Source organism: Mucilaginibacter ginsenosidivorax, assembly GCF_007971525.1.
Classification (GTDB): Bacteria; Bacteroidota; Bacteroidia; order Sphingobacteriales; family Sphingobacteriaceae; genus Mucilaginibacter; species Mucilaginibacter ginsenosidivorax.
Map to the genome: position 1 here is coordinate 4,957,555 of NZ_CP042437.1, position 13,530 is coordinate 4,971,084.

Sequence of the window (13,530 nt, forward strand, 5' to 3'; positions counted from 1 at the left end):
ATGGAGCGGGCATGAAAATGAAGCCCTTTTGCGTATGCAAGAGGGCTTTTTTCTTAATCTCCATTAAAGCTTAAAATGCGTAGTCGTTTCCTTTGATATAGTAGGTAACGGGCATATGCGTTTTTTCAAATTTTTCATATCCGGGCTTAAGCGTTTTCCAGAAAGCCATATAGGGTTGATGGCTGTAAAAATCCATGTGCGCTTTATCCATTCTGAATGGAAATATATCGAGGTTGATTTTTTGTTGGCCGGCTTCAAAGGCTTTGTAAACCAGGGTGTAAATTTCTTCAATCCGCGCATCGGTCATGGCGTAGCAACCAATAGAGGCACAATGCCCATGTACCATAATTGCATCGCCTGTATATCCCTTTAATTGCTCAACCTTGTTGGGGTAACCCACATTAATGGCCAGGTAATAATTACTTACCGGGTTAAGCTGTTTGGGTGAGATGGTGTAAAATCCTTCGGGGCTTTTATTATCGCCTTTTTTGGTCTTGGTACCCAGGCTGCCCGAGTAATAACAAATTTCATAAGTTTTAAACAACTTATATTTATTGCCTGCCTTTTTCCAAACTTCCAGCGCATCCTGGTCTTTAAAAATACGGATGTAAATGGGAGCCCCCTCTTTAAACCCTTTATCGTTCAATTCACGTTGCAAGCGGGGCCATACGGTAGCGCGTACATCGCCGGCCCGTTTGCTATCCGGCAAGTTGGGCCGCGGGTTTACAATAATTAAATAAGAAAACAGCAGGGTCAGGAATAATCTGGACATTGGATAAGGTACTTATCCGCCAATAACGAAAGATTTAGTTATTATCGTATCCCTAATTGAAAATATTAAATACCTACTGCTTAGAAGCTGTCTAAATTTGAAAAGGAAGGCCATGATTGAAATCAAAACCTGGCGAAACGTAGGAGCGGGAATGCGGAATATCGCATGACAGTTAAGACTCACCCGGCGAGGCTGCGCCCGCCACCCTCTCTTCACCTGCGGTGGAAAGAGGGGCTTGAACGTTGACTATCAATGCATTGTATCGAAAAAAAATAAAGAATTTTCAATCCCCTCTTTCCGGCGAAGCCGAAGAGAGGGTGGCCAGCGCAGCGTAGCCGGGTGAGTCTTCGCTGCCATGCGAATACGTTGTTGTCTATTCATTAGAAGCATAAAAACATTAGCAAATCAAATTTAGACAGCGTCTTAGAGGTAGAAAAATCAGTCCTTTTCATAGCTGCTTAATCCGCTCCGCTGCACGTAACCCGCTATCAAGTGCAGCTTCAACGGTGCCCATGGCGGTGCCGTTATACAAATATTCGCCCGCGAAAAAGATAGTATCCTGGATCGGTTCACTCAAAACAAAGCGAGCCTCGTTGGCTTCTACCGTATCATAAGCGTAGGAGCCGCGGGCAAATTCGTCGGCCGTCCAGTTCGCTATGTGGTAGCTAACAAGCCTTTGTTTGAGTTGTTCCTCACCGCGGTTAAAAATATTGGCTAATGATTGCAAGCTTTGCCTTAGTATTTCGGTGTTATGCGTATCCGCTTTTTCGGCAGCTTCGGGGCCACCTATCCAGCCGGTTAGCATATTGGTATGCCGGGGTGCCTGTGTCCACCAGGTGGGAATTTCCTCGGTGCTGAATAAATAGCCCATGTTACTGAGGCTTTTGCCGGCCAGCATTTCGGTTTGTTTGTCTTCCCAAAAAGCCTCGTCAAACTCCAGCAGTATTTTTATTACCGCCCCAAAGCCTAAAGTGTTGATGGCTTTGATATGATCCGGAATTGGGGGAATAAAACTGATGGCCCCGGAATCGCCTGCGTTAACCTGCAGAACGCCAAGCGGTAAAGCCACAATTAATTGCTTTGCCGAATGCGTACAGCCAACGCTGCTAACCACTTTAATGCAATGTTGTTGCCAATAAATTTTTTTTACTACAGCGTTCAGGTGTATCTGCCCGCCGGCAGCAACTATCTCGCCGGCCAAAAAAATCGTTAATTTAATATAGCCACCTGCTACCCGGTATTGTGCGCCATCGTCTTCAGATTGCCATTCGCGGCGCAACGAAAACGAGCTTGCTTTTTTGGGGTCGGCGTTATCATATCCAGATACAAATTGACGTACGGATTCCCTTAAACGCCGGTATTTTTCGCCTTTAAATTCGCGGAGCAGGAAGCAGTTGATGCTCATATCCTGTTCTAATTCACCCAGTTTATTAAGGAAGGCATCCCAATGTTCAACAAAGGTTTCGTTCTGTTTAAACTCGCCATCCTCATACCGCCACATAGATGCGCCGGCGTGCTCATAGGCAATGCCCGCCTCATCCAATAACGATTTTGTGAGCGGCAAATCGCCGTGTATAAACTCGGCACCCAGTTCAAGGGGTTGTTGCCCCGATGTGTTTTCGAGTGTGTGAATGCGGCCACCAATGCGGTCGCGCGCCTCCAGTACGGTAACTTTTTTACCGGCTTTTGCCAGCGTACGCGCAGCCATTAAACCGGCTGCACCGGCGCCAATGATCAATATATCGGTATCTTCCATGGTATTATTATGGTTGGGCAATGTAATTATTGTAATTATAGAATGCGGCATTTGTTTGTCAAATTTCCGGCGAAAACGGTAGCCCCATTCACCGACAAAATATCCTTGCTTACCGGGTTGTTATACCCTGTTCGCCAATATTGCCTTGTTGTGCCTTATATAGCGCAGTACTTTTAGGGTATAATTTAAAACTTACGACGATGAACAACGATATAAACACCCTGAACACCCCAAACAACAGCAAAGTAGCCGCAGGGGCAATTTTATTAGTAGCAGGCAGCCTTTTACTGATAAACCAATTCGATTTGTTTTTTATACCCGACTGGCTGTTTAGCTGGCCAATGTGGATGATTGCCTGGGGTACTTACATGGGTGCCAAATATAATTTCAGGAAACCCGCATGGATAATTGTTACCTTGATTGGCGTTGCCTTTTTGCTCGACGAAAACATCCCCGATGCCGACCGCATAGTATGGCCACTGGCTATCATGGCCTTTGGCGCCTGGATGGTAGTTAAACCACGCAAACATACCGAAGAACACATTTTTACCCAGCCTAAACAGCCTTTCAATTTTGATAAGCCTGCCGGGCCCGAAGTATAACACATTTTGATTTAATAGTTTTGATTTGAGGGAGGGCCTGTATAGGTTCTCCCTTTTTTGCAGTTACGCGGTATTTATTGTGTGCAGGTAGCCTGGGGGAGGATGAAGCTGGATACAAAAGGTGATATTTTGTTATCAGCTGATTAAAACACTTGATTACAAGCCCTGGATTTTGCCTGCCTAAGCCCGAATATCGGCAAGGTTTTATGAGCCAGTGTAATTGAGGTAAGAAAAACAGAAACGAAAAACAATATAGCGCGCTCCATTTCGGATTTCCAACACCGAAGTTTTTCCTTCGTTAAACGGAAAAGTCCGGGCAATACAACACCAACTCACCATTCAGGTAATTGCCATAAATTTTAATGATTTTCGATTGTTGAGTTAAAAAATATTTATTAGATTGCAGTACAACCAGTTAACCTTTTATGAAACGCGTATTTTTTGCCTGCCTGCTGATGGCGGCCCTTTTTGTTGATGCCCAAACTGCTACAGTAACACTTTCCAATAAATTTGAGTTAAAGGACCGCGGCCTTGGCGATGCTACCGGAAGTACCTGCCGCCTGGGCAATTTTTTTTACTGCATGCAGTACGATTATAAAAGTATGCAGTTTGCCATATACCCACGGCTAAACGATAAAAAATATAACATTAGCCTTTACCGCTATACGGCCGATATGAAAGAGGTTGCTAAAGCCGCGCTGAACAAAGGAAAAAAGGAATTTGGCCCGTTTGCGCCGCAAGCCATTATATTGAACAATAAATTACTGTTGTTTTATTACCATGCACAGGATGATGGGTCGGTAAAATTGTTATTAACCACCATAGAGCCCGAAACCCTTACCGAAACCGGCGTTAAAGAATTGTACACCATGCATGTAAAAAATGTAAGTACTTTTGAAACAGACGGAGTTATTGCGCATAACCAGCTAAGCCTGGTATTGTCGCCCAATCAAAAGGAATTGTTGGTAACGCAATCGGGTAATACCAACGAGATTTTTACCTGTATCATTAATGATAATAACACGGTGGTTAAGCCCGCTGTTACCGTTATTAAAAACAATATCCAGGATATGGCCATACAAAACGGGTTTCTGGACAACCAGGAGAATAAATGCCTTAGCTATACCTACACTATCAATAAATTATACAAGCGGGGTGTGCTGGTGTTAAACAATAAGGGCACGGAGGCATTTATGGATTTCAACACCGGATCAAAGGAGTGGGAATCCAATAAATTGTCGTTTCATATGTCAAATGATAATGCTACACTGTACATATATGCCAACTATTATGGCGATTATATGGACGACGGCGTATTGCTGAGCACCTTAAACCTGCAGCAGCTTACTTACGGCCCCGTCCAGTTTTTTGCATACGCCAATGATATTAAGGAAAAGCTATATAAAATGGGTTTCGGCGTTAAAGGCAAGGATACGTATACGGTTAAACGTGTTGATTATGCCTGTACAGAATTGGACGACGGAACGCTTGCATTAACAGGATACCCCTCTGTTACATCATCAAGTATGCGCATGAAGCCAACCATCATGAATACAAATACCCTGCCGGCAAGCGGTACAAGCCACACAGCTCAGTATCAAACTGTCGATATTTCTATCGCCGGCCCTATCATTAATGTGTTTTTAAAAGGAGGGCAAAGTAAATTTGGCTTGTTATACCGCAAACAGCCCGATACAGAAACATCGGGCTATATACCTGTTGCTTATAAAAACAAGCTGGTTTGTATTTATTGCGACAGTAAAAAGAACCTGGAACTGGGGCAGGATGAGAAGGTAAAAGGGAAGGAGCAACCATCGGATATGGTGCTGGTAAAAGCCGTTGTAGCGGCCGACGGTACCGTAATAAGCCGCGAACAAATAGCCGATACCCCCTTTGGCTCAAACTATTATTACATGGACTATAACAAGCAGCTCACAAATACATCATACCTGATCCCGATAGGGCGGCAAAGGCTAAACATGGCAAGATATTATACCGAAATTGTACAATGGGCCAATGTTGAGGTGAAATAGGGCAGCTGCCGGTTTCTGGTAGTGGGGCTATTAAACGGGTGCGCGTTTGGCAAAGCAATTGCTTACGGTGTTATAAATTTAGCCTGCACTTCATACCTTTGCTAAGTATAACCCCATCAACCCCAAAATTAACGTGCCATGAATACCCTATCTGAATTTAAATCATCGTTAAACTTAAACCAGCCCGGCCCCGATTTATCCGTGCAGTTAAAAAGCCTTTGGTATGATGGCAAAGGCGACTGGCACCTTGCGCATGCGCAGGTCGACCAGTTGAATGATAAGGCATCAGCATGGGTGCATGCCTATTTGCACCGTAAAGAAGGCGACACCTGGAATGCCGATTACTGGTACAACAGGGCAGGGCAAACCCGGCCTAACGTATCGCTTAGCGAGGAATGGGAGCAACTGGTGCAGCACTTTCTTTAACCGCAAACTGCGCGATAAAAATGGCGGAGTAGGCAGTTGCTTCCCAGGCTAAAGGATCAATATCAATAAATTAAAAGACTGACAGGCTGCTCCAGAGGAAAAGACAGCAATATAGCTTTTGGATGCAATCCAAAACTAACCAGAGTATCGGGGTTTTTGTTTAGGGGATCCCCAGCAATAATGATGGAAATGGATACCGGCCTGGTGCTTAAGGTTTTGCGCAGTATGAATATGAGCCCGTGTCAGCAGGCATTGTCCCGTTCGCACACGTACTGTACTGTATCATATCCGAACGCTTTCGTAGTCTTGTTGTTTTGTTAAGTATTTGATTTTTAAATGTTTAAAATACGGGCACAATGTTGGTTACACTAATAGCTTAAAATCCAGTTATTATGCTTAAAAATTACTTGCTGGTTGCTTTCCGCAACCTCACTAAAAACAAAGCCTTTTCGTTTATTAATATTGTGGGGCTGGCCATTGGTATGGCCGCATGCCTTTTAATTTTGCAGTATGTTACGTTTGAACTGAGCTTTGATAATTTTCAGGCTAAGAAGGATCGTATTTACCGCATTAACCAGGACCGTTTTAATAATGGCAAATTAAGTACGCGCTGGGCAGGCGGGGCTTTTGCACCGGGAACGGAGTTTAAAAACGATTTGCCCGAGGTGGAAGATATGGTGAAATTATCACCTGCGGGCGATATTTTGCTGAGTTATAAGGATCAGAAAATGACGGTTGCCAATAATTATTTTGTGGGCAATTCGTTCTTCAATATTTTCTCGTACAAATTACTAAGTGGCGACCCTAAAACTGCCCTGGCCGAGCCCAATACGGTTGTTATATCGCGCAGTGTGGCCAAAAAGCTGTTTAACAACCAAAACCCCGTTGGCCAAAACATTACTATTTATAACGATAAGGGAATGAAGGTTACCGGCGTAATGGAGGATATGCCCGAAAATACACATATGAAACTGGATTTTTTACAGTCGTGGGCTACCTTATCAAAAATTTACGCGCCGGGTATTGATAACCAGTGGATGAACGATGGCTGCACTACCTACTTGCTGCTTAAGCCGGGTGTAAATCCAAGGGCTTTAGAAGCTAAGTTTATCCCCATTGTAAAAAAGGCGTATGATAAATACAAAGGCTCGGGCGAAAGCGGCATCTATACGTTGCAGCCGGTAAGCAGCATTCACCTGTACTCCAACCTGATGTTTGAACTGCAGCCCAACGGCGATGGTAATTCTGTTTACCTGCTGTTGGGTATAGCCATATTTGTAATTATTATAGCCTGGATAAATTATATTAACCTGGCCACCGCCAAGGGGATAGGCCGGGCCAAAGAGGTTGGTGTACGTAAAACATTAGGCTCGGCAAAGAAACAGCTTATTGTACAGTTTATGCTGGAGGCGGGGTTGCTTAACCTGCTGGCGCTGCTGCTGGCGGTTATACTCATTATTGTTTTTTTGCCCGTTTTTGCCAATATATCGGGCCTGCATGTTAGCTTTAGTTTGTTTTTAAACCCGGTATTCTGGATAACTGTAGCGGGTATATTGCTGGCGGGCTCGTTTTTTTCGGGCTTTTACCCGGCTATGGTGCTGTCATCTTTTAAACCTGTTGAGGTGATGAAGGGTAAACTATCGGCATCGCCGCGAGGTATAATTTTGCGCAAGGGGATGGTGGTTTTCCAGTTTGCGGCATCAATTTTCCTGCTGATTGGTTCGCTCACAGTGTTCAGGCAAATTCAGTATATGCAAAACCAAAGTCTGGGTATTAATATTGATCAAACCATTGTGGTTAAACCGCCGATAGCCAAAATAGATTCGTTTTACCGCAACATGAAGGCTTTTAAAAACAACATCCTTACTAACCCGGCTATTAAAGGGATGACCGTATCGACCACGGTGCCTGGTGAGCCGGTGGCCTGGAACGCGGGTGGCATTAAGCCCCACGGCGCCGATCAGTCGCAAGGCAAACAATACCGCGTTATTGCCGGCGACCAGGAATACCTCACTTTTTACGATATGAAGCTGCTTGCCGGTCGCAGGTTTTCGGCCCAGTTTACTACCGATACGGCTTCGGTAGTGTTTAACGAAAAGGCCATTCACCAAATGGGTTTTGATAAGCCCGAACAGGCCATAGGCAAACAAATTGATTTTTGGGGCAAAACTTATACTATAGTTGGTGTTGTTGAAAATTTTCATCAGCAATCATTACGGGATGATTACGACGCTTTGATTTTTAGATGTATCCCGGATTTACGCAACCAGGTATCTATTAAAATAAGCACAGCCAATATTCAGCAAACATTGGCTGGGTTGAAAACAGACTGGAAAACATATTTTCCAAATGATCAGTTTGATTATTTTTTCCTGGATGAGCACTTTAACAAGCAATACCAGGCCGATAAGCGTTTTGGCCAGGTGTTTGGCGTATTTACATTCATAGCCATATTTGTTGCCTGCCTGGGGTTATTTGGTTTGGTATCATACACCATTGTACAACGCACCAAAGAGATAGGCATCAGGAAGGTACTTGGGGCTACTGTAACTAATATTTTGCAGCTGCTTTATAAGGATTTTGCCCTGTTGGTAGTAGTTGCTTTTGTTGTATCGGCACCGCTGGCATGGTATGCCATTAACAAATGGCTGCAAACCTACTCGTTCCGGCTCAGCATCAATTGGATTTTGTTTGTAATACCATTTATAGTGGTATTCATCATCGCCTTTGTTACGGTATCGTTACTAACTGTAAAAGCCGCATTGATGAACCCGGTTAAGAGTTTAAAAACGGAGTAGTTTGTGTAAGGTTGCGAACCAGGCATATTTTTAATACCACAAAGCCCCGGCTATTGCCAGGGCTTTGTTAGTTTAAATTAATGTTGGGAAAAGGGAAATTAGAATTTACCTAATTCCTGAACAAGGTCAATCAGTTTGTTTGAGTAACCCCACTCGTTATCGTACCATGATACCACTTTAACAAAGTTATCATTAAGGCCGATACCTGCTTTTGCATCAAAAATTGATGTGCGTGCGTCGCCTTTAAAGTCTTCAGATACTACTTCGTCTTCGGTGTAACCTAAAATGCCTTTTAATTCGCCCTCTGATGCTGCTTTCATAGCTGCTTTGATGGCTTCGTATGATGCACCTTTTTTCAAACGTACGGTTAAGTCAACAACAGATACGTCGGCAACTGGTACGCGTAACGACATACCGGTTAATTTGCCTTTTAACTGAGGTAAAACTAAACCAACTGCTTTAGCAGCGCCTGTTGATGAAGGGATGATGTTTTGGTAAGCACCACGGCCACCTCTCCAGTCTTTAGCACTTGGGCCATCAACTGTTTTTTGAGTAGCTGTAACAGCATGTACAGTGGTCATTAAGCCTTCTTCGATACCAAAGTTATCATCCAATACTTTAGCAATAGGTGCTAAACAGTTGGTGGTACATGAAGCATTTGAAACGATATTTTGATCGGCTTTCAGTTCTTTATGGTTAACACCCATTACAAATGTAGGGGTATCATCTTTTGCGGGTGCGCTCATTACAACTTTTTTAGCACCTGCATCAATATGTTTTTGAGCAGTTTCCTGGGTAAGGAACAAGCCTGTTGATTCGATAACAACTTCAGCACCTACTTCGCCCCATTTAAGGTTAGCAGGGTCTTTTTCGGCAGTAACACGGATGGTTTTACCGTTTACAACCAAATGACCGCCTTCAACAGCAATAGTGCCTTTGAATGGTCCGTGAGTTGAATCGTATTTTAACATGTAAGCCATGTAATCTGGCTCAACCAGGTCATTAATACCAACAACTTCAATGTCGGATCTTTCAATTGCGGCCCTGAATGCCAGGCGGCCAATACGGCCGAAACCGTTAATTCCTATTTTCATGATTTTTTAATTTTTATTTGAATAGTAGGTTAATAAATTATTTATGGGTTCTTTTATAATGTTGGTTATCTGCAAATTGGCTTCGGCAGCGCTTTCATATAAAAGTTCCTGAAAATTGGCAGCAACCGTACCCACAAAATGGATTGAGGACTCGGGATGTTGCTGATGTAAAGGTACTAAATATGTAGAAATTAGGCTGCTAAATCCTTTTTTTATGACGCTTTGGAGATGATGATCGGTACGGTTTTCCAGGTAAAAATCGGCAAACGAACTCAGGAATAAGGCCGGTTGCTTTTGGCGGTAAACTTTCTCTAAAAGCGTTTTGCGGTCGGCATCGTATTTATGGATAAACTTTTTGCGGATGCCTGCCGGCAGGGTTTCGTTCATGAAACCTTTAATAAGCTGCCTGCCCAGCCAGTTGCTGCTGCCCTCATCGGCCAGTATATAGCCCAGGCCGTAGTTGTTGGGGGCAACTTTTTTACCATCGTAATAAGCCGCGTTTGAGCCGCTGCCGCAAATACTTACAATACCGGGCGAGTTTTTGCAGCAGGCAATAGCCGCGGCGGTTATATCATGATCAACCGTTACCTTACCGAACTTGAAAAATGCCGAAAGCGCGTTGTATACAACCGCCTTGCGTTCATCTGACGATGCACCTGCGCCAAAAAAGTAAATGCGCTTTATCTCTTCGGCGTGGTGAATAAGGTTGATGTTTTTATTGAGGAGTTGCAGGATATGCTTTTCGTCGTTAAAGTAGGGATTGATGCCATTGGTTTTAAAGGAAGCAATAGTTCTTCCTTTATCGGCCAGGCGCCAATGTGCAAAATACGAACCGCTATAAACTACTGCAATCATTAATTATATTGATAATATATCAACCATTTGCAAAAGGTCTGCTTCCAGCTTAAACTCATGGTGGTTAAGCGCTTCTTCTAAACTGGTTAGCAAAATATGATTGGCCTGCAAACCTACCATTTTTTGCGTTTCGCCTGCTATCAAAGCGTTAACTGCTGCAAAGCCCAAACGGCTGCCCAAAATCCTGTCGAAACTGGATGGGCTGCCCCCTCTTTGCAAGTGGCCTAATATAGTTACTTTAATGTCGTAGTTTTTAACTTCTTTTTGTACCGCTTTTGCCACGTCATACACACCGCCATTCTTATCGCCTTCGGCCACAATAACTATGCTTGATGATTTTTTATTCATCTCGCCTTCTTTGAGGTTTTTGATCAGATCGGCAATGGCTGTTTGTTTTTCGGGTAGTAAAATGGCCTCGGCGCCGCATGAAATGCCTGCACGCAGGGCAATAGCGCCCGAATCGCGACCCATTACTTCGATGAAGAAAAGGCGGTCATGCGCATCGGCCGTATCGCGAATTTTATCGATAGCTTCAATAACGGTATTGGTAGCGGTGTCAAAGCCCAGCGTATAAGTTGAGCCGCAAAGGTCGTTATCGATAGTGCCCGGAACGCCAATTACGGCAATATCAGGGTATTTTTTTGAAAAACGCAGGGCGCCGGTAAAGGTGCCATCGCCGCCAATTACTACAAGCGCATCAATGCCGTGCTCTTTTAAATGTTTGTAAGCAGTGGCCATGCCTTCATCTTCTTTAAATGGCAGGCAGCGGGCGGTTTTTAATATGGTACCCCCTAAATTCAGTATATTACTTACCGACCGCTTGTTCATATCGTACATGTCGTTCTCGATAAGTCCTTTATAACCCTGGCGTACACCCACCACCTCAAGGCCATTATATAGTGCTGTACGAACAACGGCGCGGATACAAGGGTTCATGCCCGGTGCATCGCCGCCCGAAGTTAAAACAGCAATTTTTGAAATTTTCTGCATTTTTACACTACTAAATTTGTGCTACGAAGATACAGTGTGTAAATTACACCATTAAATTTATTTGTTTTTTTTTAGATTAGAAATTAACGTCATATATTTAAACTGTAAACTAAATCCCGATAACTATTTTGGAACTAATGCTGCCTAAGTTTGATTCCGTATTCTCTATTGATTGCGTGATTTTTGGTTTTGAAGCCGGCGAACTTAAGATTTTACTGATTGAGCGTAACGAAGAACCATATAAAGATTGGTTTGCACTTCCCGGCTACATTGTTGAGCAGGACGAAAGCATTGACGATGCCGCCGAGCGGATATTGTATGAGCTTACCGGCCTGCGCGATTTGCATATGCAGCAGTTTCATACCTTTGGCGAGGTAAACAGGCACCCGCAGGGCCGCGTAATTACCGTAGCCTACTATGCCCTTATACGCATTAATGGCCAAAAAGAGCTGCGCCCGGTAACCCAGTTTGCCAAAAAAGCCATCTGGCACCCGGTAAACGATTTACCCAAGCTGGCCTTTGACCACAGCGAGATATTTAACACCGGCTTTAATAAAATACGCCGCCGGTTGCACTATCAGCCCATAGCATTTGAACTATTACCTGAAAAATTTACGCTTACCCAGCTGCAATCACTTTACGAGGCAGTGCTCAACAAAAAACTCGATAAACGCAACTTCCGCAAAAAAATGCTCAGCTACGGTTTCCTGAAAGAACTGGACGAGAAGCAAAAAGGCGTATCGTACCGTGCCGCCAAACTTTACAAGTTTGACAAACGCAAGTACGGGAAGATATTCCAGGGAGAAATGAGTCTCGGGTAGGATTAGAATCAAGAATTAAGAGTCAAGAGAGCTGCAGGGAAAAGAATCAGGAATTAAGAGTCAAGAATCAAGACAGCTGCACCTTGCAGGTTATATATAAAACGGGTCGGAATTTATTTTCCGACCCGTTTTAATTTGGTCAGATGACAGAAGCTATCTAATTATAAAAGGGTTGGAGATATTTCACCTCCAACCCTTTTTTCTTCTGTCTTGACTCTTGATTCTTGACTCTTGACTCTCTCTTCTACAAAGAGCTCGGCGATAACTCCAAATGGTATTTAACCAGGTTATCTATAGGCGAGCGGATGATGTTGCCTACAACCATTCCGTTTTCGGTAACAACCTCTTCCAATACGTTACGGAAGTTGTAGCCTACAGAACCAATGCAGTTGAAGGTGTATTTTTGATAATCGGGGTAGTGGGTAACCAGGTTACGGAAAAAGTCTTCGAACGAGGTGCGTACTAAGTTGCGTGAATATTCAATATGCACATTATTATCGTAAACAAACTTGCTGAAGCTTGCACAAAAACGGTTGGCACGTGGCTGGGTATAAACCTGCTCGTTAATATCATCGGGCGTAAGTTTAAAGGTTTCCCAGAACAGGTTGCGCACCGGCTCGGGCATATAACCACGTAAGTAGTCAGTTAATAACTTTTTACCGATGTAGCAGCCGCTGCCCTCATCGCCAAGGATATAAGCGCCTGAATCGATGTTTTGTACAACATCTTTACCATCATAAATACAAGTGTTGGTACCTGTACCTAAAATAGCTGCGAAACCTTCGGTGTTACCTAACAAGGCGCGTGCAGCGGCAAGCAAGTCATGACCAATGTTTACCTTAGCTTTAGTGAAAACAGCTTCCATGGCAACCTTTACAAGGTTACGCATATCATCTGTTGAGCAACCTGCACCGTAGTAATTAACTTCGGTTATCTCGTTTTTATCAAGGTCGGTAGGCAAACTCTCGTTTAACGATTGGATGATGTACTCGGTGCTTGAAAAATAGGGGTTATATCCCTCAGTGTTGAAATACACTTTTTTACCTTCTTCGGTAACCAGACACCAGTTTGTTTTAGTTGAGCCACCGTCAGCAATTATGATCATAAATAAAGTTTTATTAGAAAAATTGGGTTAAAAGTATGATTAACTTATTGTAAAAAAAACACTTTGTAACCTAAATCATAAAAATTGCCATTTTCACGCCAATTACACTTTCTTTTTACACAAAATCTAACGTTAATGGTCTAAAGTATCATTATTAATAACACATTTTTACTATACCGGGTATTATAATAAATGTAAAATTAACATGTAATTGAGGTTTAGGCCATTACGATTAGTTTTTTTTGCAATTGTACGTAATGTTAAATTATTTAGCAACC

General features: G+C 43.3%; 11 protein-coding genes. 5 read left to right on the forward strand and 6 right to left on the reverse strand.

What is annotated here, in order from left to right:
- Positions 1-70: 70 nt before the first annotated feature.
- The gene (locus FSB76_RS20790; RefSeq protein ID WP_147056730.1) at positions 71-772 is read right to left on the reverse strand and encodes a L,D-transpeptidase family protein; all 702 of its coding nucleotides are present in this window, start codon (positions 770-772) and stop codon (positions 71-73) included.
- Between the two features lie 448 nt (positions 773-1,220).
- Entirely contained in the window at positions 1,221-2,528 is a 1,308-nt protein-coding gene (locus FSB76_RS20795; RefSeq protein ID WP_158642946.1) for a flavin monoamine oxidase family protein, read from the reverse strand.
- Positions 2,529-2,728: 200 nt separating this feature from the next.
- On the opposite strand from FSB76_RS20795, the gene FSB76_RS20800 reads away from it, so the two are divergent.
- The 4 genes from FSB76_RS20800 (at position 2,729) to FSB76_RS20815 (ending at position 8,387) form a co-directional block, all read left to right on the forward strand.
- On the forward strand, positions 2,729-3,130 hold the full coding sequence (locus FSB76_RS20800; RefSeq protein ID WP_147056734.1) for a LiaF transmembrane domain-containing protein: 402 nt from the start codon (positions 2,729-2,731) through the stop codon (positions 3,128-3,130).
- Positions 3,131-3,555: 425 nt separating this feature from the next.
- Positions 3,556-5,163 (forward strand): hypothetical protein, encoded by a 1,608-nt coding sequence (locus tag FSB76_RS20805; protein WP_147056736.1) that lies wholly within the window; start codon positions 3,556-3,558, stop codon positions 5,161-5,163.
- Between the two features lie 138 nt (positions 5,164-5,301).
- Positions 5,302-5,589, forward strand: coding sequence for a hypothetical protein (locus tag FSB76_RS20810; protein ID WP_147056738.1), 288 nt, complete (start codon positions 5,302-5,304; stop codon positions 5,587-5,589).
- Positions 5,590-5,981: 392 nt separating this feature from the next.
- A complete protein-coding gene (locus tag FSB76_RS20815) occupies positions 5,982-8,387 on the forward strand; it encodes an ABC transporter permease (protein ID WP_147056740.1) in 2,406 nt (801 codons plus the stop codon).
- Between the two features lie 98 nt (positions 8,388-8,485).
- Here FSB76_RS20815 and gap read toward each other — a convergent pair whose 3' ends face one another.
- Genes gap through pfkA form a run of 3 tightly spaced genes read right to left on the reverse strand, consistent with a single transcriptional unit; the run spans position 8,486 to position 11,326 of the window.
- Complete coding sequence (gene gap / locus FSB76_RS20820) at positions 8,486-9,481, reverse strand: type I glyceraldehyde-3-phosphate dehydrogenase (RefSeq protein ID WP_147056742.1); 996 nt, start codon at positions 9,479-9,481, stop codon at positions 8,486-8,488.
- A gap of 6 nt (positions 9,482-9,487) precedes the next feature.
- The gene (locus FSB76_RS20825) at positions 9,488-10,336 is read right to left on the reverse strand and encodes a hypothetical protein (RefSeq protein WP_147056744.1); all 849 of its coding nucleotides are present in this window, start codon (positions 10,334-10,336) and stop codon (positions 9,488-9,490) included.
- Positions 10,337-10,339: 3 nt separating this feature from the next.
- Positions 10,340-11,326, reverse strand: coding sequence for a 6-phosphofructokinase (gene pfkA, locus FSB76_RS20830; protein WP_147056746.1), 987 nt, complete (start codon positions 11,324-11,326; stop codon positions 10,340-10,342).
- Between the two features lie 128 nt (positions 11,327-11,454).
- On the opposite strand from pfkA, the gene FSB76_RS20835 reads away from it, so the two are divergent.
- Positions 11,455-12,147 carry an NUDIX hydrolase gene (locus tag FSB76_RS20835; RefSeq protein ID WP_369829634.1) on the forward strand — a complete coding sequence of 231 codons (693 nt, stop codon included), beginning with the start codon at positions 11,455-11,457 and terminating at the stop codon, positions 12,145-12,147.
- Positions 12,148-12,391: 244 nt separating this feature from the next.
- Here the strand turns inward: FSB76_RS20835 and FSB76_RS20840 are convergent, their stop codons facing one another.
- Positions 12,392-13,252: an N-acetylglucosamine kinase gene (locus FSB76_RS20840; protein WP_147056748.1), complete on the reverse strand. Its 861-nt coding sequence runs from the start codon at positions 13,250-13,252 to the stop codon at positions 12,392-12,394.
- Between the last annotated feature and the right edge of the window lie 278 nt (positions 13,253-13,530).

Bases quoted from the DNA above. Each gene is read 5' to 3' on its own strand.
- gap (WP_147056742.1), bottom strand. From the start codon at position 9,481: ATGAAAATAGGAATTAACGGTTTCGGCCGTATTGGCCGCCTGGCATTC.
- FSB76_RS20795 (WP_158642946.1), bottom strand. From the start codon at position 2,528: ATGGAAGATACCGATATATTGATCATTGGCGCCGGTGCAGCCGGTTTA.
- FSB76_RS20840 (WP_147056748.1), bottom strand. From the start codon at position 13,252: ATGATCATAATTGCTGACGGTGGCTCAACTAAAACAAACTGGTGTCTG.
- FSB76_RS20800 (WP_147056734.1), top strand. From the start codon at position 2,729: ATGAACAACGATATAAACACCCTGAACACCCCAAACAACAGCAAAGTA.
- FSB76_RS20805 (WP_147056736.1), top strand. From the start codon at position 3,556: ATGAAACGCGTATTTTTTGCCTGCCTGCTGATGGCGGCCCTTTTTGTT.
- FSB76_RS20810 (WP_147056738.1), top strand. From the start codon at position 5,302: ATGAATACCCTATCTGAATTTAAATCATCGTTAAACTTAAACCAGCCC.
- pfkA (WP_147056746.1), bottom strand. From the start codon at position 11,326: ATGCAGAAAATTTCAAAAATTGCTGTTTTAACTTCGGGCGGCGATGCA.
- FSB76_RS20825 (WP_147056744.1), bottom strand. From the start codon at position 10,336: ATGATTGCAGTAGTTTATAGCGGTTCGTATTTTGCACATTGGCGCCTG.
- FSB76_RS20815 (WP_147056740.1), top strand. From the start codon at position 5,982: ATGCTTAAAAATTACTTGCTGGTTGCTTTCCGCAACCTCACTAAAAAC.
- FSB76_RS20790 (WP_147056730.1), bottom strand. From the start codon at position 772: ATGTCCAGATTATTCCTGACCCTGCTGTTTTCTTATTTAATTATTGTA.